Source organism: Longimicrobium sp. (assembly GCF_036387355.1).
GTDB lineage: Bacteria > Gemmatimonadota > Gemmatimonadetes > Longimicrobiales > Longimicrobiaceae > Longimicrobium.
Genome location: NZ_DASVTX010000500.1, coordinates 1 through 21,509, shown reverse-complemented (window position 1 = coordinate 21,509; position 21,509 = coordinate 1). Strand labels below are relative to the sequence as shown.

Genomic DNA, 21,509 nt, shown 5'->3' with positions numbered 1-21,509 from the left:
GAGCCGCCGCCGCCCGCCATCCGTCACAGACGCGGGCGCCAGGGGTCGGCGGGGTTGAAGTGCCGGTACACGGCGCGGGTGACGGCGCGGATCAGCCGGTGGCCCTCGTTGTCGGCGTCGTAGCTCTGGTCCGTCTGGTCGCCGGTAATGACGGCCAGCACGATGTCGCCGCCCGGCGCGTTCACCAGCAGCACCTCGCTGCGCGACCGGTCTACGAAGCCCTGCTTGCTGGCCACCTGCACCGTGGGCGGAAGCTGCGACACGCCGAAGTCCTTCCAGAACGTGTTGGTGAGCATGCGGTACATCTGCTCGGAGGCGCGCGGCGACACGGCGCGCCCTTCGCGGATCATCACCAGCGCCTCGGCCATCTCGCGCGGGGTCGTCTGCCCCCACCCGTACACGGAGCGCGCCTGCTCGCGCCCGGGGGTGCGCGAGTTCACCCGTGTCTGCGCGAATCCGTTGGCGGCCAGCCACTCGTTTACCGACACGCCGCCGCCCACCAGCGCCTGCAGCCACAGGCTCGCCACGTTGTCGCTCACCGTGAGCATCAGAAAGGCGAGCTCCCCCACGGGAAGGGTGTCGCCCGGCGCCATGTAGCCCACCACGTCCGTGCTTTCCACGTACTGGTACCGCAGCGTGTCCGGACGCGGAACGCGGGCCTCCAGATCCACCTTTCCCTGCTCCACCTGGTTGAACAGCGTGAGCAGGATGGGCACCTTGATCATGCTCGCCGTCGGAAACACCGAGTCCGGGTTGATGGCGGCGGTGGCGCCCGTGGGCAGGTGGCGCACGTAGATGCCCACCCGGCCGCCGAAGCCGCGCGCCAGGCTGTCCAGCGTGGCCTGCAGCGCGCGGTCCGACCGGGCGGCGGGCGCGACGGTCTGCGCGCGCAGGGGCGCCGCGGCGAGCAGGAGCAGGAAAAGCGTGAGCAGGGGATGGCGTCGCATGGTCATGGTTTCAGGTCAGGGGTCGATCAGCGCGCGCTCGATGCGCGAGTCGGGAATGAACCACATGAGCGCCACCAGCACGTACAGCGCACCCGCCATCCACGGCCGCACAAAGGAGAGCGGAATGGCGGCCAGGTAGATCAGCGGCGAAAGTCTGCCCTTGAGGTCGCGCCCCGTCGCCACCGCCAGCCGGGAATCCGGCCCGTGCCGCGCCACGATGGTGCGCGTAAGGATCCAGTACGCCACGCCGGCCATGAGCATCACCACCCCGTACACCGCGGTGGGCGCGGCCTGAAAGTGGTTTTCGCCCATCCACCCCGTGACGAACGGAACCAGGGAAAGCCAGAAGAGAAGGTGCAGGTTGGCCCACAGAATCCGCCCGTCCACGTGCTCGGTAATGTGCAGCATGTGGTGGTGGTTGTTCCAGTAGATGCCCACGTACACAAAGCTCAGCACGTAGCTCAGAAACACGGGGATCAGCGGCCGCAGCCCGGCCATGCTGGCGTCGTGCGGCACCTTCATTTCCAGCACCATGATGGTGAGGATGATGGCGAGAACGCCGTCGCTGAACGCTTCGAGCCGGCCAGTGCCCATCAGATGCGTGTCGGGGTGAATGTGTGGCGGGGAGGGCGTTCGCCAGCCGCTTCTACCGGTTCTGCCGGGGCGTCGGCGCGGGGACGACGGAGGACTCGTTTGCCGCCATCGCCGCGACCGCCGCGCCCGACAGGCCGGTGAGCGTCGTAAAGCCGGACGTGGCCATCAGCAGCACGCTCGCGGACCGCAGCACGCCCGGCACCAGGCGCTCGCCAAACACGGGAATGGCGGCGCGCGCGTAGTACGCCAGCACCAGCAGCGCAGTCACCAGCAACAGCACCGCGCTGGCCGCGCTCCTGGACGGCACCAACCAGCCGCCCACCAGGTCCACCAGCCCCAGGAACACCCCCACGTGGCTGAGCACGTATGCGTTGAACACCACGTGCTCGGCGTAGTTGTGGCCGGAACCCGCGAACATGGCGCGCGAGAACAGCGCCGTCATGGGCACGCCGAGGGCCACGAACACGCTGGTGTGCGCTACGATGCTCCGCAGCGCCAGCGGCATGGTTTCCGGCACGTTCCCCCGCGCGAACCCTTCGTTGAAGCTGCGGACGGCGTCTTCCATCCCGCCCGAGTTCACAAAGAGGAGCGCGGTGATGCTGGCGAACAGAAGCAGGTAGCTGGCGGGATTGGTGTAGCTCACCGTGTGCCCCGCCATGTAGTGCTTCACCACCCGCGCCGGATCGCGCAGCAGCTGCACAAAGGTGTGCACCAGCCCGCGGTTTACGCCCACGGCGTCGGAAAGCAGGCTGCGGAACACGTACTCGGTGCTCAGCCTCTCGCGCCTGCGCTGGCCGCAGCTGGGGCAGTACCGGTCCGGCCGCGGGGTGCCGCACGCCGGGCACGCGCCGGACGCCGTGCGCGCCTGCATCCCGGCGGGAGGGAGAAGGGTGTCTTGCATGTGCGATGGCGGAAAACCGCGGATGAAGATCAGGGCGTCCCCGGCACTACGCCGTTGGGGCGAAGGGGTTTCCGCCAGCCGATCGGGGGGATGACGGACGGGTCCGTGCGCGCGTGGGTCAGTCGCGGCGGTGGTAGTCGATGCGCATGAAGTCCTGCCACTCGCCGTTCTCATCCTGAAACCGCGACGTCATTACGCGATGGTCGTCGCTCACGAAACGGATGGTGTCCACGTACCGGGCCGTGGCGCCCTCGACCGTGTAGCTGGGGCCCTCGCTGTCCAGCGCCACCGCGGTGCCGTCCGCGCTCACCTGGCCGTCGTACAGCCACTGGTGCGCCAGCATGCTCCCGATGTACGCCCCCGCAACCCGTTGGCGCGCCGCATCATAGCCCAGCGTCATGAGCGTGGTGCTCACGCTGCCGTCGGGGTTCTCGCCCCTGCCCTCCGCGGCGATCCATACGCCGCCCAGGTGCCGCACGGTTTCGGTGCCGGAAAACCGCACCGGCGGCTCGCCCTGGGCCGCGGTGGCCTGAAAGACGTACGTCCACTCTCCCAGCATGCGGGCCAGAAACGGGTGCAGGCTCTGCGTTTGCGCGCTCATCCGGTGCTCTGCCGTTCAGCGGTGGATGGAGGATGGGGCGGATGGGGCGATGACGGGCGGCCGGGGCGATGGGGAAAGCGGCCGCCCTTCCCGGACGGAACATGATGCGCGTCCGGGCCGCGCGCCGAAAGAGTCCCGCGCGAACGATGGCGGCGGGCGCGGCGGGCGTGTAGTGTGAGCGGATGACCATCGACACCTCGGCCACTATCCCCGTGCTGCACACGGCGCGGCTGACGCTGCGCGGGCACACGCTCGCCGATTTTGACGAGAGCCGCGCGCTCTGGGCCGACCCGCTGGTGACGCGGTACATCGGCGGGCGCCCGTTCACGGCGGAAGAGGTGTGGGCGCGGCTGCTGCGCTACGCTGGCCTGTGGGCGCTGCTCGGCTACGGCTACTGGGTGGTGCGCGAAACGGCGACGGGCCGCTTTGTGGGCGAAGCGGGGCTGGCCGACTTTCACCGCGACATCACGCCGTCCATCGGCGGCGCGCCGGAAGCGGGGTGGGTGCTGGCCCCGTGGGCGCACGGCCAGGGCTTCGCGACGGAAGTTGTGGGCGCCGTCCTGCGCTGGAGCGACGCACATCTCCCCGCCCAACGGACGGTGTGCCTGATTGATCCGGGGAACCTGGCCTCCGTGCGCGTCGCCGAAAAGTGCGGCTTTCGCCAGACAGCGCGCGGCGTGTACAAGGAGCAGGAAACGCTCATCCTGCACCGCCCGCGGGGGTAAGCGGGCGCGAATCCGCCGCAACCAGCACGGGCGAGACGGACGGGGGGAGAGCGGGCCGCACCCCGCTCTCCCCCCGTTTCATGCTAGTTGTAGCACTCGCAGATGATCTGGTTGCCGGTGGCGCAGGTCACCTCACGCGTGCAGAAGCCGCTGCCCCCCGTGCCGCCGCACCCGCCGCCGCACGAGTTCCCGCACGTGTCCGCGCAGGTGTAGTCGCACGAGCCCACGTCGTAGCTACACTCGCAGATGATCTGGTTTCCGGTGGTTACGTACGCCTTCACCGTTCCGCGGTCCGGCGCGGCGGCGGCGGCCTCGAATGATTCCACGGCCAGACTGTCGATGTTGAGCGCGAGCTTCTTCATCTGTGCCTCACCCGGTGAGAGGATGGGATGCGGCGCCGGAGTGCCCGGGCGCACGCGCATCCACCGCGGCGTTCGCAACCACCCGCGCAGGGGTACCGGGCCTCATGCGCTGGCCCAGGGTCCGTCGCGTGGGTGCGTCATTCTGCCGCGGATGGACCTGAAAAGGGTGCTGCACGTTTAAGGCCCCTATCTGTAGCTGTCCGGACCGTCCTGGATAAGATGCGCGTTTGGATCCCAGAACCACGTACGCGAATGTCGGCGGGATGGTTACGCAATGAGCACGGACAGTCGCTGGCTTTGGGGACGGAATGCGCAAGATTGTGTTCATTTGGAGCGAGTGCTGCCTCAGCCTTGGGCGAGCCGAGAACTCCGTTCAGGTTGAATGATGAAAAGCAGGGGCGCCCGTCTTGGGGGCCCCTGCTTTTTTTCCGTGCTGGCTGAGCGTGTGGGTCAGGGCCCGCACTTGGGGCAGCGGGCCACGAGCTTGCCGTCCGCCGGCATCTCGCGGGCCACCCAGGCGCGCAGGGCGGACTTGGTTTCGGCGCAGACCTGGCGCGCGCCCTTGGCCTTGAGGCGGCCGGGATGTTCGTCGCGGTCGATCTCGCGGCAGTTGGCGCGGTGCATCAGCGGCGCCGAACGGGTGCGCACGGCCAGCACGTAGCCGTCCGGATGCGTGTTGAGCCACCACCCGTACGCGGCATCGTCCTCGAACTCCTCCGTTCCGCTGAACGTATCGCCTGAATCCGTCATTCGTCCTCGTGGTGCGGCCGCGGCAGTCCCCGTCTGGCCGGGCAAGGTACACCGCGGCACCCCGCACGCCAAGCGCACGCGGTTGCGGGCAGACATTCGCGCTCCTCCAGGTCTGTCCTGATTGGGGGCGCGAGTGTCACGATCAGAGCGGTCTTTCCGAGCAATCTCTCCTTGTGCTGCGGCTCGCCTGCCACCATTTTCCGCCAGAGGTGGTACTCCGCAGTCCGTCCCTCCCGGGACAGCCTCCCCTTGATGTTTCGTGCCTCTCCGCCACCTGCTCGCCCGCCGCACGCGAGCCATTCTGGCCGTCTGCACCCTGGCCGCGCTCGCCGCCGCCGCCGTCGTCAGCTGGGCGGGACGGGCCACCGCCGGCCCGCGCCCGGATGGCAGCCTGTCTCCCATGGAACGTCTGGCGCGCGAAGCGCCCGGGCGCGTGTTCGCGGCGCGGCTTTCCATCGACTTGCCCTACCGCCCGTGCAGCGCCGAGCCGGCGCACCTGGACAGCACCATGGTGCGCCAGCCGTGCGGCGCCGCGGACGACCAGCCGCTGCAGCTGTACGGGCTGGCCAGCGCGCGGAGCGGCTGGAATCCCGACTCCATGCGCGCCGCGGCTCTGACGTCGATGCTGTACTGGGACGGCGCGGACACCACGGCGGACGCCGCGGTTCAGGGGCTGAGACGCGCCGTGGATCTGGCCGGAGACTCGGTGCCGCTGCTGGTGGACCTTTCCGCCGCGTACCTGGTCCGGGCGGAACGGACGCTGAATTCCAAGGATCTCGTGGTGGCGCTGGAGAGCGCCGAGCGGGCGCTGCTGCGTGATCCGCGCAACGTGCCCGCGCTCTTCAACAAGGCGCTGGCGCTGGAGTGGATGGGCGTTCACGAGCAGGCCGCAAAGGCATGGGCGGCGTATCTGCGCGTGGACTCCACGTCGGAATGGGCCGCCGAGGCGCGCCGCCGGTCTCGCGGGGCGCCTCCCCGGCTCACCCTTCCGGAACCGGAACCGGGCGCATCCGCCGAGCAGGTGGCCGCGTTCGCCGCGCACGATCCGCTGACGGCGCGGCTGCTGGGCACCCACCGCGTTCTGGGTGCGTGGGGCAAAGCGCTGCTCAAGGGAGACAGCGTTCGTGCCGCGGCCCAGCTTGCGCTGGCCGAGATGCTGGGTGCGGCGCTGGAGAACCGAAAAGGGCTCGCGGACAGCTCCCTCGCGGACGCGGTGCGAAGCATCCGCGATGCATCCCGGAGCCGCACCCGAACCGCGCTCCTGGCGCGCGCGCACGTTCGGTGGGCGCGCGCGCAGAAGCGGTTGGCCGAAGAGGATTACAACGGTGCCAAGAGGGACCTCGGCTGGATCGTGAACGCAACTCCGCCCTGTTCCGTCCTGGTGCAGTCCGCGCGTATCGATCTGGCCGCGGTGGACCGCACGAGCGACACGACGGCGGCGTTCAGCGTTCTGCGGCGTGCAGACACGGCACGGCACCCGGCGCTGGCGGCGCGCGCCCACTGGGTGAGGGGAAACAGGCTGGGCAAGGGCAATGAACGCCCGCAGGCAATGGCCGAGCACCGGGCGGCGGGCGCCCTCTTCGCGGGACTGGGCGAAACCGAGTACCAGGGCGCGGCGGCGTCGTACGCGGGTGAGGTGGCGGGCCTCGCGGCCGATACGCTCGCGGCGTACCAGCTCCTGCACCGCGCCGTCACGCTCCTCCGCCCCTACCGGGAGTCCGTGCGGCTGCACAACGCACTCACCTTGCTGGGCGACATCGCCTCGCGAGATGGAATGCCCCTCGCCGCCTCGGCGTTGTACCAGGAGGACATGGCCGTGGCCACACGGGTGCGCGGCCGGCCGTCGGTGCGGTTCGAGGCCCTGACCGCGCGGGCGCGGATGCGCATGGTGAGCGGCGACACGGCGGGAGCCCGGCGCGATCTGGACTCCGCCGACGTGTTCGCGAAGCGTACGCCGGCCGGCGCTGCCCAGGATTGGGTCACCACCGTATCCATGTTCCGCCGCCTGACCGTTCAGCGGGGCGGCCGGCGTTCCCGGCGCGCCATCGACTCCGTCATACGGCACTTCAATGATGAGCCGTACTGGCTCGTCCCCGCCCTCATGCTGCGGTCAGACGCGAGGCTTGCGGCGGGCGATACCTCAGGCGCGGCGTTGGACTCGAACTCCGCGATGCGGTTGATTCGCGGCCCCGCCGGCAGGGCAGACCCGCGGCTGCAGGCCGCGATGATGGACCGGGCGAGGGAACGCGTGGACCGGCTCGTGATGTTCTCCGTGAACACGCGCTCCAACACCGTTTCACTCGCGGCGCGGGAGCAGAGCCGCGTGTCCCTGCAGGCGGGCGGGAATGCGGCGGGACGGCCCCGCAGCCGAGCGGGAGAGGCGGCGCTGGTCTACTCCCTCATCGGCGACACGCTGCTCATCTGGACGGCGCGGTACGATACGGTGCACCTGTCGCAGCGCACGGTGCAGCGCGACAGCCTTCTGCGCAGCATTGAGCGGGTGGGGCTCGCGATGGAGTCCGGGCAGCCGGATTCCGTGCTGCTGCCCCGGCTGGCGGCGCTCTACGACCTGCTGATTCGCCCCGTGGCCGCGCAGCTGGGCCGGCCGGAAACGCCCCTGGTGATCCTTGCCGATGGGGAAATCGCCGGCGTTCCCTTCAACGCCCTGTGGGATGCGCGCCGGGGGAGGTATCTGGTCGAGGATCACGTCATCCGCCACGCGGCCACGCTGGCCGACGCCGCGCTCCCCCCCGCGAAGGGCGACTCCAGCCGCCCGGCTCTGTTTGTGGCGGATCCCGCGTTCGACCCCGTGGCCCACCCCACGCTGGAGCGCCTCCGCGGCGCCGCCGCCGAAGTGGGCGCAATCAGCGGGCTGCATGCAAACAGGAGGGTGTTGCAGGACACGGCCGCGACGCGCGAACAGTTCGTGAACGCGGCACAGAATGCCACGCTGATCCACTATGCCGGCCACGCCGTGTTCGACGACACGCGGCCCGGGCGATCGTACCTGGTGCTGGCAAAGGATACAGGGGATGCCAACCTGGGCAGGATGACGGCGGATTCGGTGGACCAGCTGCATCTGGCGGGCGTACGCCTCGTGGTGCTGAGCGCCTGCCGGACGCTGCGCACGCGCGCGGGGCGGTCCGGCGGGTTCGCGGGGCTTTCCGGCGCGATGCTGCGGGCGGGGGCGGGGGGCGTGGTGGGAAGCCTGTGGGAGGTGAACGACACCACGGCGCAGCCGCTTATGCTCAGGTTTCACCAGCGCTACGCGGCGACGGGTGATCCCGCCCGGTCGCTTCGGGACGCGCAGCTCCACATGCTGCGCTCCCGTCGTTCCCCGGCGGTCTGGGCCGGATTCCGCTACGCCGGCCGCTGATCCGTACGCAACCGGAGCACAAACAACCGCGGGCCGCTCCAAAGGGCGGCCCGCGGTTCTCACTTCTCGGGTGAGCCGTCAATGGTGGTCATCAAAGATTTAAGCTCGCTCGCCAGCATCTTCCAATCGGGTGCGCCGTCGCGGGGGAGTGCGGCGCGAACCTTTGCCAGCGCGCCGCTCGCACCGGCGTCCCCTTTCGCGAGCCGCTCCAGCGCGCGCGGAGGCCGGCCGGTGGCATCCGCTTGAAAGAACTCCTCGTCACGCGCATCGGCGGCCAGGAGCGCCGCCTCCACCCACGCGCCCGCGCGCACCGGATCGCGCCCCAGTCGGGCTTCAATCCGCTCCGTCGCCTGTGCCAGCAGCGGCCGCAGTTCCTCCGGCGGCGCACCGGCCCGCGCGGCAAGTTGGTGCAGAGGCCCCGTGGCGGCCTCGCCCGGCAGGTAGCGGCTCAGCAGCTGCGTCGCGATCTCCCGGGTGCGCGTGGTGTCGTTCGTGTGCGCCGCCACGGACAGGTCCACCAGCAGTGCCCCCGCCTGGACGGCCTTTGCTTCCGCCGCGCCCCGTTGGACTCCCCATCCGCGCTCCTTCTCCCAACCCTCTGGCAGCCGCTGGTTGCCCCGATCCAGCGCCGCGGCAAGCACCATCGGGTCCGCCCCTGGCGACCGTCCACGCACCAGCAGCACGGTCGCCAGCACCAGCATCAGCACGGCGCCTGCGGCTCCGGCGCGGCGCCGCCATCCACCTCTGCGCGGGGGGAGCGGGTAAGGGCGGTCCGGCGGGCTCGCGGAACCCTCGCCGGCCGCGCTCTCCGCCGCATCGCTCTCGACGGAATCAGCGGGATCGCCTCGCCACGCCTGCTTCCGGGGACGTACCGCGTATGCACGGAGCGGAGCGACCTCCGGCGGCGGGGCCTCGGGCGCGCCGGGCTCCGTGCCGGCCATCGCGGGCTCCGGCTGCAGCAACCCCTCTCCCGGCGGTGGAGCGTCCTCTTCTTCCATGGACATCAGGATCGCAGCCGCCTCGGCCAGCACGTCGTATTCCCCGCTGTGTGCGTCGAGGTGCGCCAGCAGCTCTTCGCGCTGGCGATCCGTCAGGCGCCCCTCCAGCAAGGTGGAGAGCCGCTCGTCATCAACTACCGGCGTCTCGCGCTGGTGCCCCTCGCTGTGCCCGTCGCGCGCGGAGAGCCGCTCGTCGTCGTGTGCGGGCTCTTTCACCGTCCACCTCCCGTCGTGGGTGCGTTCTGCAATTGATTGACGGTCGCGCTCGGGAAAAGTCTCAAAGGAGGCGTCATTCTTCCTCCCCATGAATGACTTGGCGCGCATCAGTCAACCGCACGCCCTCCTTTTCCATGATCTCGCGCAGGCGGAGACGGAGCCGTTCCACCCGCCGGTAGAGCGGCTTCTGCTCGGTGTTCAGCATGCGCGAGACGACGGCAATGGTATGACCTTCCTCAAAGCAAAGACGCGCGATCCGCTGGTCCTCTGTATCCAGCTGGTTCACCGCCCGCTCCAGCGCTTCAAAGATCCTCTTGCGATCAGCATCCGTCTCTGTCCGCGAAACGTGCTCGTCCGCCATGGACGAACTCTGTGCGGTCTCCGGGACGGTGTCCGATGAGACCTCCGTAATCCGCATCGGCTGTCGTTCCGGGAGCTTGCTCAGCAAGCGCGCCAGCTCGGCGTCTGAGAACGTGGTCTGCCCCGCGGTGCGCAACAGCTCACCGGCCTCGGCCAGCGAGTGGCCCTGCCAGAGAACCAGCTTTTCCAACTCTGGTGCCGGCGGACCGATCCGGACCGCGGCCGCCGACGGTCTCCAGCGTCCCCGCTGCCCCCGCAAGAGTTCTACGAACCGCCGCGCGATCACGGTCGACAGGTACGTCCTGAGTCCGCTTTCGCCGCGGTGCTTTCTGATGATGGCGTAGTCGTTCTCCATCAGCAGCATCGTGAGTTCCGACACGAAATCTTCAGCTTCTTGACTCGTGTGACCGTTCCGCACGCAAGCTTTGCGGGCGGCACGCTCAATCCAGTCGCGGTGCTCAAGAAACAGGCTTTCGGGGTCCGACCGGTCAGGCATTCGCGGCGGAGGGGACAGAGGGACGGCAAAGGCAAGGAACACGCTCCCGGCAAGATATCGGCGCTCCGCACGCGCAACAACAACGCCGCTTCTGGAGGACTCGATCCGATAGTTTGCGACACCGGTGGGAAATCTGTCCGCGGTGGCCGACTGATCCTTCGCGGGGCAGCAGATGCCCGCGGCGGGGGCGAAGTCCCCGGCACCCATCCACCGACGCACCACGCAGGGAGTCCCATGGCATTCACGCTCCGCATGACCTTCTCCGGGCTGTGCCTGTTCGTTCCCGAACCCACCGCCGCCCCGGGCACCGGGCGCATGCACGTTCTGCTGCCCGGCATGGGGGGACACGGGCACCACGGCCCCGACCGCCACGTTCCCGTGCTGTCGTACGACGCGGGGTACCTGGTGCCCGGCGGGCCGTCGCTGGGCGTTCCCGCGCTGGCCCTCCTCGAGGGCGGCGTGATGACGGTGGCCGCCGGCGACGCGGCCAGCCTGGCGATCTGCAGCCAGGTGGTGAACCTGGGCGAAGTGACCGGCCGCGGCGTGGACCCCGACCACCTGGGCCCCGACAACCGCAAGAAGCTCACGTCCCGCATTACCCTGGGCGCGGGCGCCATGACCCGCGTGTCGCCGGGCGCGTGCTGGGAGTGGCGGCCCGGCGAGTTCCGCCCCATCGCGAACATGGCGGAATGGGAGATCCCCAACATGCCGGGCGACAGCGTCACCTTCAGCCTGCAAGCGCTGAGCGGCGGCGGACCCGCGCGGGAACTGGGGACGCTGCACGCCCGCGACGGCCGCGTGAACGTGCAGGTGTTCCACGAGCCGCAGCAGGAGCTGCCGCCCTCCCCCGCGCCGGTGGACCACGCCACCATGCCCAAGCCGGGCGACCCCGCCGCGCACTTCACGGCCTACTACGGGCTGTTCGGCGCGCCCGTTCCGGTGGTGCTGCCGCGCTACTGGGGCCCCGTTTCCGAGGCGCCCCAGATGGCGGGCGGGTGCCCGGCCATTCCGCCGGACCAGGGGGTCAGCGTGTTCACCTGCATCATCGGCAGGGCGGACCTGTAGCCGCGGCCGTCCGCAAACCCACTTTCCACGGAGAGGATCGCAGATGCCGCGATCGATGTCCATTCACATCGGCGTGAACCGCCCCCACGGCCCCGAGGGCGGCAGGCCGCTGCAGTACAGCGAGGCGACGGCGTGGCGCATGGCGGAACTGGCCACGCGCGCCGGCTACGATTCGCTGCAGGTGCTGAGGGGCGCGGCGGCCACCCGGGCCGCCGTGCACCAGGCACTCACCGGCGCCGCCGGCGCGCTGGGCGCGGGCGATACGCTGCTCCTGACCTTTTCCGGGCACGGCGTCCGGGTGCGCGACGAGGACGCGGACGAGCGCGACGGGTTGGACGAGGCCTGGTGCCTGGCCGACACCGTGATGATGGACGACACGCTGGCCGGGTACTGGAGCCTGTTCGAGCGCGGCGTGCGCATCGTTGTGGTGTCCGAAAGCTGCTACGGCGGCGGAATGGGGCGCACGGGGATGGATCTGGAGCTCCCGGCCGGGGGGCGCGCCGGTGCCGGGATCGCGCCCGTCCGCTGGCGGGGGCAGGCGCTGTCCGTGGACGCGCTCGCGGGCAACCCGTGCATCGCCGAGCCGCCGCGGCATCACGACGGCATTCGCGCCAGCGTGCTGCTGCTGTGCGCGGCGGGAGAAACCGAGCCGGCCCGCGACGGGGTGTTCACGCGCTTTCTGCTGGACCTGTGGGATGACGGCGCGTTCCGCGGCAGCTACTGCGACCTGTACCGCCTGCTGCGCCAGCGGGTGACGTGCGAGAGTCCGCAGCAGATGCAGATCGCCATGATGGGCGCGCCGGACCCCGGCTTTTCCATGGCGCCGGCCTTTCACGTGGACCGGACCGGGCAGACGGGCGGCCGGGGCGGCGCGCTGCGCGCGGGGTAGCGGGCCCGTGGAACCGGATGGGCCACGGGGAACGGGCGCGCAGGATGGCGTCTGTTCCCCTTTCTGCCGCCCGCACCACGGCGCGTAGGACGCGCCTCAGCGCGCGGCCGGCTCCACGCGCATGGACTGAACGACGTCGCCCTCCAGGATGCCGTCCACCACGCCGATCCCCTCGATCACCTCGCCAAAGACGCTGTAGTCCTGAACGAGGCGGGGGTTGTCCTTGAGGTTGATGAACCACTGCGCATCGCCCGTGTCGTGGCCGCGCGTGCTCATGGCCACGGTGCCGCGCGGATGCGCGAGGGTGCCGAGTTCGTCGCGCAGGTAGTTCGCGTATCCCACGTACTCGTTGGTTCCCGGGCCGCCGCCCTGGATCACGAAGTCCGGCTCCACGCGATGCCAGCTGCCGCCGTCGTAGTAGCCGCCGCGCACCAGCGCGAGCACGCGCGCCGCCATGATGGGCGCCACGTCGCCGCGCATCCGCACGGTGAACGATCCCCCGCCCGCGTCGGGCGACATCGTCACGCGGACGCGCACGTCGCGGCCCAGCGCGAGCGCCACCGCGTCCGGCGCGAGGCCCAACCGGGGCGCGGGCGGCCGGTCGTCGCTGGCCGGGCGCCCCGCCGCTTCCAGCAGCGCAACGCGCACGTCCCGCTCCGATGCATTCGCCCGGCGCACCCACCGCTCGAACGCGGCGTTCGCGGCACCGCGGACCGCGGGCGCGGGAGATCCCTTGAGGGCGGCCGCCGCGGCGCGGACGGCCTGGGCCTGGGTGCCGGCCAGCGCGGCCAGGTACACCTCGTCCGCCCCGTGACCGACCAGTTTGAAGAGCGCGTCGATGGCGGCCTCCTGCACGTTGCCGTCCGGGTCGTGCGCCAGGGTGCGCAGGCGGGCGGTGTCGGCCAGCAGGGTGGCGGCGCGCGCGGCGTACAGGCGCACGTGCCAGTCCGGGTGTGCGGCGAGCGGGGCCATCCGCGCCCGCGCCTGCTCCGGCGCGATCCGCGCGAGCGCCACCGCCGCGTGCGCGCCCGCATGCCACGACACCCCGCTCGCAGCCCGCCGCCGCGTGTCGCGCGGCAGCGCGTCCACCCAGCCGGTGAGGACGCGCACGAACGCGGGATCGGCGCCGCACGCCGGGTCCGCGAGACCGGCGGCGCGCAGCCGCACCTGCCACGCGCTGTCGGCCAGCGCGGCGCGCAGGGCGCCGCAGTCCGTCCGCTTGGCCGCGAGCGCCCGGTAGCGGAGGCGCCACGCCGGCTCCGGCCACGCGGGCGCCGCGGCCACGGGCGGCAGCGAATCGCGCGCGGCAAAGAGCGTGTCGCGGATCCGTCCCCGTGCCCGCTGCGCGAGCAGCCGCACCCGCGCGTCCGCGTGCCGCAGCCCTTCCGCGAGGGCGGCATCCGACGCGTCGCGCCGGTCTTCCGCGACGAGGATGCGGCCCACCAGGGCCGAGTCGGCGCGCGTCTGCGCCAGGGCGGGCGCGGGGGCGAGCAGAACGAGAAGGGCGGTCCAGAACGGTTTCATGGGCTTTCCCGGGCGAGGCGGACGGGGAGATCAGCGCTTCTTCATCAGCAGCGTGCCGCGGCAGCCGGGGGCGCCGCAGTGGCAGGGAAAGCGCCGCTTCACCGCCGCCGTGTGCCGCTCCTGCGTGATCATCTTGTAGTCAAAGGTGAGCTCCTCACCCGGCGGGATGTCGCGGAGGCTCTCGATGAAGATCCGGCGGTCCTCAATGACGGACGTGCAGTTGGGGTCGCACGAGTGGTTGATGAACCGCGAGATGTTGCCGCCCACGCCCCCGTCCACCAGCAGGTCGTCTTCCACCGTGAACAGCAGGGTGTGATACGAGGCGGCGTCCTCCCACGGATACCGCCGCTCCCCTTCGTCCTGCGTCACCCGCTCGCCCGTGTACTCGATCAGCCGGGTGCCCGCGGGAAGGTGCTCGCGCGCAAAGACGCCCCTGCCGTGAATGCCGGACCGGCGCAGCGCCAGGCGCTGCCGGATGCGGAAACTCTGTCTGGCCATCGCCTTCAATCCTCCCTGCCCGCCGTTTTTCCGACCGGGCGAGCGGTCCCTCTCCCGCTATCCATGATCATCGCGCGACGGGGGCGAACGTGAGCGTGGGGCGCGGGGAGGGCTGCTCCAGCGTCACCCGCGCCACGCGGTCGCCATCCATCGTGTAGGAGAGAAAGAAGCCCGGAGGCATCCCCTCGCGCGACAGGCGAAAGCGCGTCGCCGATTCGGGGATGAGCGTGTACGGCGCCTGGCCGGGGATGCTGAGCCGCATCGCCCCCTCCACGACGGTCACTTCGATGGTGATCGCGGGCGATTCCGAGCGAAAGGTGCCCGCCAGCCGCCCACGCTCCGCGTCCGACAGGCGCACCGTGGCGGTGGTGTCCACGCGGTCCGCGCGGCGGAACTCCACCGTCTCTCCCATCTCCATCTGCAGCGCGCTCACCCTGGCGTCCGCGCCGATAACGAAGTTGGCGAACGGCTTGCCCAGCGACGGGTCGCGGTGCCTCGCGCGAAAGGTGTTGTAGTGCCAGTGCTCCAGGTCCGCCTGAAACGACGGGCCGCGGTCCAGCACCAGCGCGCCGTTCACCAGCCGCACCGTGGCCTCGCCGTACAGGCTGTCGGCGTAGGTGCCGGCGTAGGCGGAAAGCGGGAGGGTGGGGCTGGTGCCCATCACCCGCTCCGATTCGCGCTTGCGCTCCGTTTCGCGGCTCTGCGCCTGGGCCGTGTCGCGGATGCGCCGGATGTCGGCGCTCCAGTCCTTGCCGCGCACGCCCAGGTAGCGGTCGAACACGGTGCGCATCAGCACGGCGGGAAGCGGACTTCCGTCCATGTTGCTGAGGATGACGAGCCCCAGGTCCTCGCCCGGCATCATGGCCACCAGCGCCGTCATGCCGTCCAGGTTGCCACCGTGGTGCACGATCTCCTGCCCGCGGTAGTCCTCCAGGAACCAGCCCAGGCCGTACGACGAGAAGTGGGTGTACGGGTTGGCCCTGCGCGCCTCCGCCTCGCGCCGGATGATGGTCTGCGGCGTGTGCGTCTCGATGAAGGTGGCCGAGGTGAGCAGCGCCCGGCCGTTCACGCGCCCGCTGTCCAGCTGAAAGCGCACCCAGCGCGCCATGTCGAGCACGTTGCTGTTGATGGCGCCCGCCGCGCCCACGTTGTCCCAGTTGCGCCAGGGAAGCACGCGTACGGTGTCGTCGCGCTCCTCGTGCGGGGTGGCCACGTTGGACATCGTGGAGAACGCCGTCGTGCTGGTGTTGGACGCCGTCATTCCCAGCGGGGTGAACAGCCGCTCGCGCACCATGTCGTCCCACGACCGGCCGCCCGCACGCCCGATCACCTCGCCCGCGGCCAGGTACATCACGTTCTGATAGCCGAACTGCGACCGCAGGCTGCTGGCGGGCTCCAGAAAGCGGAAGCGGCGGATGACCTCCTCGCGCGGCAGGCCCGACGCGTACCACACCAGGTCGCCGCGGGCCAGGCCGCTGCGGTGCGTCAGCAGGTCGCGGACGGTGATCTCGCGGGTGACGTACGGATCGAAGAGCTCAAAGCCGGGAAGGTGGCGCGTGACGTGGTCGTCCCACCGCACCTTGCCCTCGTCCACCAGCATGCCCACGAGCGCGGCCGTGAACGCCTTGCTGGCCGAGGCGATGGCAAAGGTGGTGCGCGGGTCCACCGGCTCCGGGCGCCCCAGTTCGCGCACCCCGAAGCCGCGGGCGTACACCACGCTGTCCCGGTGCACCACCGCGATGGCGAACCCCGGCACCTTCCACGTGCGCATGGCCTGCTCTGCGTATGCATCGAACCCGCGCAGCGGCGCGGCGGTCTGCGCGGCGAGCGCGGCGGGAGCGGCCGCCAGGGCGGCGAGCGTGCAGGCGGTGCGGATGCGCGCGATCATGACCCGGCGGGGAGGCGGGTGGCGGTCAGGGGAACGGATGCATGGATACGCCGCCGGGCGGGCACTCCGCAAGCATGCGGCGAGATCCAAAGAGACAGCGAACACCTTGGCGAGCTACGGCGAACATGACCGTACGCCACCTCGGGTCAGCGACTCCCGGTGCGGAAAACCGCTGTACTCCGTTCGGTACGGCTGATCCATCATGCGCCACGGTCGCCCGCGTCTCGACCGGCGGGGAGCGGCCGCCGGTAACGCTTGGATAAGAATCTTGTGCCGACCTCGCGGGCACGATTAAACTGCCATTCCCGCCGGAATTCTTCCTTGCCAGCCCCTGGCATCCATTCACGTTTGTGGCACCATCATGAAAACGCTGTGGTTCTGCGTCATCGTTCTCTGCTCCTCCGCGCCTGCGCTGGCGCATGCCCAAGCTGGAGGCGGGTTCGGGACAGCATTTCCGATGGCAGATCGCCAATTGCATTCTTCGCCGGTTGTCGAGCCGATCAGCAGGAACTTTGATTCGATCTTCGGCACGGAGGAGTCAAAGAGGAATTTCAAGCGGCTCCGCGAGTATCGCGAGGAGAGGAAGGCGTTGCTGGACCGGCTGCGGTCTCAGGTCGATCCGCTGCGCACGGTTCGCGATGAAACCAGAACGATTCTGGAACAAAGGCAGGTGATTGCGCGCGAGTTGGACGCACTGCTGGCCCGGGGTTCGACGGGAAACGCAAAAGTGTACATCGCCAGTTCGCTTCCGATCTCTTACGACAACATCCTGGGGGGAGTGAGCACGCCGGACAGCGTCGACGGGCAATCCATCGGGCGGCTGAAGCAGCACTTGGACCCGGAAGTGGCTCAGGCCAAGGAAAGCCTGGAGCGCGTCGACAAGGCTTTGGCGATGCTCACGGCGAACATCTCCAATCTGGAAGAGGATCTGCGGCGATGTGAAACCGCCATCGACCTGGCACTGGCACCCGAGTACAAGAATATCGACTTCAAGATCAAGATGAGCATTGCGTTCTCGGTGCTCATCGGCGTGATGATCGTTGCGTTCTTCATCGTGATCGGTCGCAGTTCCGAGGCGACGATCGGATCACTGATGTTGAGCGACGGAGGACTTCAGTTTGTCACGATCTTCGTTCTGATCATCGCGATTATCCTGTTCGGGATCCTGTCGATCCTAGAAGGCCGGGAGCTTGCGGCCATCCTTTCCGGCATCGCGGGCTACATCCTGGGGCGGGGCTCGCAGGTGAAGAAGGAGAGCGCCGAGCCCGCGGCGGCGCCGAAGCGTGCCCCGGAGAAGCCGGCGTCGAACGGTGCGGCACCGCCCGAACTGGCGGCGGCCTCGGCGGATGCCACTGCGGGGGGAAATACGGCCAACATCCCCGCGCAGGCCATCTATCCATCCCCGTAGTACCGGGAGGACTGCTCGCCTGGCGCATCACGGACGGGAGCGGATGCGCACGCGCGTGCACGGTGCGCGAGCCCTTCCGGGCGCCGGTTCAGTCAATCCGGCCCCGCCGATCAGGCGCCGCACGTCGGAGCGCCGCGCGGCGCGACCTCACGCTCGGGCCTCTCCATCCCAGCACCCGCGCGCGGGGCGGCGGGGTGCAGATTCGCGGCGTGCAGCCATATCCGCTTGTTGATCGTAGCCCGTCTCGCACTCGTCCTGGTACCGGCGCGGCTGCGCCGGGTCGCCGCAGTTCCGTGCCTTATCGGACAGGCTGGAAGACCTGAAGTTCCGCCATGCGCGCGGCATGGTGCCCAGCGTGGAGTTCCTGAAGCACCTGGACAAGGAGCTGTTCGACAAGATGTACGAGTACGTCCGGGAGTATCACTGAGTACGGCGCCCGTCGGCTCTCCGGTCACCTTCCCGCCGCTCCCGCCACGTCCAGACCCGGACCGGCACTCGTCGACGGATGCGGAAAAAGGGGCGGGCATGTCCATCCAACATCCGGTGCACGCGGTTCCTGGCCGTGTGCACCGGATGTCGTTCCGAGACCTGCTTCACCCCCCAACCTCCCCGGAGGCTCGTATGTCGAACCCCAGCGCGATCGCACAGGGATCATTCAACGGCCCGCCGCTCGACGTCGTGGTCACGGTTGACGGAGCGCCGGCAGCCGTCGTGTTCAGCCTGGTGCTGGTGGATCCTGTTACCAACCAGAATCTGCGGTTCGGGCCCGCCGACCCCATGGACAGCGCCCTGAATTATCGGTACCGGGTGCCCGGACCGACCTGGTGGCAGAACAACAAGCTGGTCTTCTGCCAGGTGGACGGCGAGCCCGGGGCGTGGGCGCAGAACACTGCCCACCTGCGCGCGTTCCAGGGCGACGAGGAACTGCGGGACGCAGCGTGGGACACCATCAGCGGCGACGATCCCGACGCCGTGCCGCTCACGCTCACGTTCCAGTTGCAGTGAGGACGCGATGAGAACGCACCTTGTGGTGGCGCCGCTGCTGTTCATCGCGGGCGCGCTGGCGGCGCAGCCGGGTCCGGGCGCGGCGGGCGGGCCGGCGGCAGCCGCGGCGGCCAAGCCGTCCGCGCCCACCAGCACCGCCGCCGCCGACGCGTTCCGGGTGGACATCGCCGTCCCGGAAGCGCCCGCGTTCCTGCTCACCGGCGGGGACGCGAGCGGGCTGTTGCGCCCCAGCACCGTCCGCGATTTTTCGGCCGCGTTCGGCGACTTCACGGACAAGGACGGACGCTTCACGCTGCCCTCCTCGTTTGCGGTCGAGATCGCGCCGAGCCTGCTGTTCTTTGGGCGCAACCTCACGGTCGCTCAGTATGCCGGGCTTCCCGCGGACATCGACAATCCGCTGCCCCGCGCCCCGGGAACGCCCGCCGGCGCTCCGCTCGTGTACCATCGCGCACCACCGGCCAACCTCTTTCACCGGGCGTGGTCAACGCTGCGCGTGTCGCTGGCCACGCACCGCGCCGACGGCCAGGACCAGCCCACCAAGATCGCCCTGGGACTTCGCACCAGCCCCATCAACGACGCCGATCCGCGGCTGAACACGGAGTACCGGCGGCAGATACGCTCACTGCTGGCGGCGCGGAACGAACTGAACACGATCATTGCCCTGCGGCGGTGTCCTGCGCCCGCGACCGGCGGCGGCCCGCTCATCGTACCGGGTCTGGACACGCCCGCGCCTGTTCGCGATCCCAAGGCGGACTCTGTTGCCGCGGCGGCGGCCGCCCGGCTCGCCGAGTGCCTGACGAATTCGCCCGACAAGCTTCCGGCCGAACTGACCGACTTGGCCGCACGGCGGAACACCGCGCATGCGGCCATCGTGGAGGCCCGGAAAGCGTTTGCGGAGCGGAACTGGAACCAGCAGACGCTGGAGTTTGCCGGCGCGTTCAGCATGGCGGCGCGGGATTCCACTGGCCGCTCACCGCGGCCCGCGGAGTACGCCGCGTGGGGCACCTACACGCACCCGCTCAGGGAGTGGGCGCAGTTCATGGTGGGTGGACGGTTCCGCTCCGCGCGCGACACCGCCACGGACGAACGGGGTTCCGAGTGGCTGGTGGGCAGCCGGCTATTCATGGGCCGGAACACCGCCAAGGCACTGCTGGAAGTGCAGTTGCCGTTCAGCAGCGACCTGGACGCCCGGCCGTATGCCGGGCTCGGCGCCGAAGTCCGCATTCTTCCAGAGCTGTGGGCCACCTTCAGCACGGGGCTGGAGCGGCAGGACGATGCCCGGCCGTCGCGGCTGGTCACGCGGTTCTCCATCCGGTCCGGAAAGCCGAACCTGCAGAGCCCCGATCCCACCATTTCACAGCGCACGCCCTGATCCGGTGGCCTGCACCACAGGCGGGATGCGGAAGGCGGTGACCTTCTGCATTCCGCCCTGCGTTCCCGCCCCTTTCCCGCACGGCCAAGGCGCTTGAATCGGCGCAGCCGGGCCTGCACGCGGCGGTTTGGCTCCTGCTGCCTGTCGCGTACTCGGGGCCATCCTGCCCGGCGGCGACTCCGGAACTGAAAGCCTGCTGCTCCTGCTGCACAGAGCCGGTTCGCGCCGAAACCCTCTCCTCGCCCTCGCCGCATCTCTCCGGTGCATCTGCGCCGGAAGTGCGGGCGAACGCAGCTTATCCCCCGCTCGTCCTGGTACGACCGGGCAAGCACGCCAGGACGTGCGCACGCCCCTGTTGCGCCTTTCTGTATCCGCCACTATTGTTATCAGACAGTATTCAGGAAAAGATCACGTGGTCTGGACCCGGGGCTCCGCGGCGGCCCCGGGCGCCGGGAGGGGCGGCGACGGCCGGCACTCCCACCACCGGTACGACAACCGTGCCGGACGACCCATCGACTCCCCCCAGGAGTACGCCATGCGCGTCAAGAATCTTGTCATCGCCGCTGCCGCGGCGGCGCTTCCGCTGCTCGCCGCGTGCGATCAGCCCGCCACCCTCGCGACCCCTGGCGCGGCCCCGCAGCAGAAGTTCGCGGTGACCTCCAGCATTGACCCGGCGACCGGCGAGGCCGTTGCCAACAACTACCGCCCGCAGGGCCTGGTGATCACCCGCGGCGGGGAAGGCCCCAGCATGCTGCAGGAGATCACCCCCTGCACCGTGGAGGAGCCCTGCGATCCGCCCTGTGACACCAGCGACCCGTACGGCGGGTGCTACGTTCCGCCGTGCAGCGCGCTGATCAGCAGCTTCTCCAGCTACCGCGCGGGATCTCAGCCGTACGGCTCGCTGGAGGTGTCGGGCACCACGTCGTCCAACTGCGGATACCGGGTGCTCACCGGCATCGGTGCCCGCATCAACGGCAGCGACGACTACACCACGCTGGCCCTGCGCGGCCGCCGCGTGTACGCCGACGGCACCTTTGGCGAAACGGCGGACTACCGCTTCGGCTCGTCTCCCAACCACACACTGGAAGCCTGGGGCGAGGTGCCCGACGGCTACGCGATCGTGGGCGTCGGCGTCGGCCAGAGCGGCACCGAAGACGTGCGCACCCTCAAGATCAGCTACCGCAAGATCGAGCTGACCGTGGCGGGCGTCCGCATGACGGGGCCCACGTACTCCATGTGGGTGGGCGCGAACCCGTACGGCGCGCTGGACCTGTCGTACACCTCCGCGAACGACAACGAGGTGTTCGTGGGCGCCGGCTTCCGCTCCGTGGACGCGGGCGAGCAGACGGTCACCATGGCCGCGTACCTCGGCCTTCTGCCCTGATCCAGGCACTCCGTCCGAAGGGAAACGGGACCGGCGCAGCGCTGCGCCGGTCCCGTTTTCCATGATGATGCGATCGCGAGTGATGGCTTGCCCGGCCCCGACGCCGCCGTGAGCACCACAACCGCGCCGCGCGGGATTCATCGCGGCGGC

General features: G+C 70.0%; 19 protein-coding genes. 8 read left to right on the top strand and 11 right to left on the bottom strand.

Annotated elements, in window-relative coordinates:
• Positions 1 to 23: 23 nt before the first annotated feature.
• From VF665_RS21555 to VF665_RS21540, 4 genes are all read right to left on the bottom strand, one after another.
• Positions 24 to 947, bottom strand: coding sequence for a serine hydrolase (locus tag VF665_RS21555; protein ID WP_331055535.1), 924 nt, complete (start codon positions 945 to 947; stop codon positions 24 to 26).
• 15 nt (positions 948 to 962) lie between these two features.
• Positions 963 to 1,541: a TMEM175 family protein gene (locus tag VF665_RS21550; protein WP_331055534.1), complete on the bottom strand. Its 579-nt coding sequence runs from the start codon at positions 1,539 to 1,541 to the stop codon at positions 963 to 965.
• 52 nt (positions 1,542 to 1,593) lie between these two features.
• Positions 1,594 to 2,442 (bottom strand): DUF3667 domain-containing protein, encoded by an 849-nt coding sequence (locus VF665_RS21545; RefSeq protein ID WP_331055533.1) that lies wholly within the window; start codon positions 2,440 to 2,442, stop codon positions 1,594 to 1,596.
• Positions 2,443 to 2,560: 118 nt separating this feature from the next.
• Entirely contained in the window at positions 2,561 to 3,043 is a 483-nt protein-coding gene (locus VF665_RS21540) for a DUF1579 domain-containing protein (protein ID WP_331055532.1), read from the bottom strand.
• 182 nt (positions 3,044 to 3,225) lie between these two features.
• Here VF665_RS21540 and VF665_RS21535 point away from each other — a divergent pair, with 182 nt between their 5' ends.
• On the top strand, positions 3,226 to 3,768 hold the full coding sequence (locus VF665_RS21535; protein ID WP_331055531.1) for a GNAT family N-acetyltransferase: 543 nt from the start codon (positions 3,226 to 3,228) through the stop codon (positions 3,766 to 3,768).
• Between the two features lie 83 nt (positions 3,769 to 3,851).
• Here VF665_RS21535 and VF665_RS21530 read toward each other — a convergent pair whose 3' ends face one another.
• Positions 3,852 to 4,130, bottom strand: coding sequence for a hypothetical protein (locus VF665_RS21530; protein ID WP_331055530.1), 279 nt, complete (start codon positions 4,128 to 4,130; stop codon positions 3,852 to 3,854).
• 450 nt (positions 4,131 to 4,580) lie between these two features.
• Positions 4,581 to 4,880, bottom strand: a complete 300-nt coding sequence (locus VF665_RS21525; RefSeq protein ID WP_331055529.1) for a hypothetical protein — start codon at positions 4,878 to 4,880, stop codon at positions 4,581 to 4,583.
• Between the two features lie 259 nt (positions 4,881 to 5,139).
• Between VF665_RS21525 and VF665_RS21520 the strand changes: the two genes are divergently transcribed.
• The gene (locus VF665_RS21520; protein ID WP_331055528.1) at positions 5,140 to 8,256 is read left to right on the top strand and encodes a CHAT domain-containing protein; all 3,117 of its coding nucleotides are present in this window, start codon (positions 5,140 to 5,142) and stop codon (positions 8,254 to 8,256) included.
• A gap of 59 nt (positions 8,257 to 8,315) precedes the next feature.
• Here VF665_RS21520 and VF665_RS21515 read toward each other — a convergent pair whose 3' ends face one another.
• Positions 8,316 to 9,470: a hypothetical protein gene (locus VF665_RS21515; RefSeq protein ID WP_331055527.1), complete on the bottom strand. Its 1,155-nt coding sequence runs from the start codon at positions 9,468 to 9,470 to the stop codon at positions 8,316 to 8,318.
• 73 nt (positions 9,471 to 9,543) lie between these two features.
• On the bottom strand, positions 9,544 to 10,326 hold the full coding sequence (locus tag VF665_RS21510; RefSeq protein WP_331055526.1) for a sigma-70 family RNA polymerase sigma factor: 783 nt from the start codon (positions 10,324 to 10,326) through the stop codon (positions 9,544 to 9,546).
• Between the two features lie 234 nt (positions 10,327 to 10,560).
• On the opposite strand from VF665_RS21510, the gene VF665_RS21505 reads away from it, so the two are divergent.
• Positions 10,561 to 11,391 (top strand): hypothetical protein, encoded by an 831-nt coding sequence (locus VF665_RS21505; protein ID WP_331055525.1) that lies wholly within the window; start codon positions 10,561 to 10,563, stop codon positions 11,389 to 11,391.
• A 43-nt stretch (positions 11,392 to 11,434) separates the two neighbouring features.
• Positions 11,435 to 12,280 carry a caspase family protein gene (locus VF665_RS21500; RefSeq protein WP_331055524.1) on the top strand — a complete coding sequence of 282 codons (846 nt, stop codon included), beginning with the start codon at positions 11,435 to 11,437 and terminating at the stop codon, positions 12,278 to 12,280.
• Positions 12,281 to 12,376: 96 nt separating this feature from the next.
• Here the strand turns inward: VF665_RS21500 and VF665_RS21495 are convergent, their stop codons facing one another.
• From VF665_RS21495 to VF665_RS21485, 3 genes are all read right to left on the bottom strand, one after another.
• Positions 12,377 to 13,804, bottom strand: coding sequence for a peptidylprolyl isomerase (locus VF665_RS21495; protein ID WP_331055523.1), 1,428 nt, complete (start codon positions 13,802 to 13,804; stop codon positions 12,377 to 12,379).
• 30 nt (positions 13,805 to 13,834) lie between these two features.
• Positions 13,835 to 14,302, bottom strand: a complete 468-nt coding sequence (locus VF665_RS21490; protein WP_331055522.1) for an SET domain-containing protein — start codon at positions 14,300 to 14,302, stop codon at positions 13,835 to 13,837.
• Positions 14,303 to 14,369: 67 nt separating this feature from the next.
• The gene (locus VF665_RS21485) at positions 14,370 to 16,190 is read right to left on the bottom strand and encodes a serine hydrolase (protein ID WP_331055521.1); all 1,821 of its coding nucleotides are present in this window, start codon (positions 16,188 to 16,190) and stop codon (positions 14,370 to 14,372) included.
• 361 nt (positions 16,191 to 16,551) lie between these two features.
• On the opposite strand from VF665_RS21485, the gene VF665_RS21480 reads away from it, so the two are divergent.
• The 4 genes from VF665_RS21480 (at position 16,552) to VF665_RS21465 (ending at position 21,359) form a co-directional block, all read left to right on the top strand.
• Positions 16,552 to 17,598 (top strand): hypothetical protein, encoded by a 1,047-nt coding sequence (locus VF665_RS21480; RefSeq protein WP_331055520.1) that lies wholly within the window; start codon positions 16,552 to 16,554, stop codon positions 17,596 to 17,598.
• A gap of 621 nt (positions 17,599 to 18,219) precedes the next feature.
• Positions 18,220 to 18,603 (top strand): hypothetical protein, encoded by a 384-nt coding sequence (locus VF665_RS21475; protein ID WP_331055519.1) that lies wholly within the window; start codon positions 18,220 to 18,222, stop codon positions 18,601 to 18,603.
• Positions 18,604 to 18,610: 7 nt separating this feature from the next.
• Positions 18,611 to 19,975 carry a hypothetical protein gene (locus tag VF665_RS21470; protein WP_331055518.1) on the top strand — a complete coding sequence of 455 codons (1,365 nt, stop codon included), beginning with the start codon at positions 18,611 to 18,613 and terminating at the stop codon, positions 19,973 to 19,975.
• A gap of 535 nt (positions 19,976 to 20,510) precedes the next feature.
• Positions 20,511 to 21,359 carry a hypothetical protein gene (locus VF665_RS21465; RefSeq protein WP_331055517.1) on the top strand — a complete coding sequence of 283 codons (849 nt, stop codon included), beginning with the start codon at positions 20,511 to 20,513 and terminating at the stop codon, positions 21,357 to 21,359.
• Positions 21,360 to 21,509: the final 150 nt, after the last annotated feature.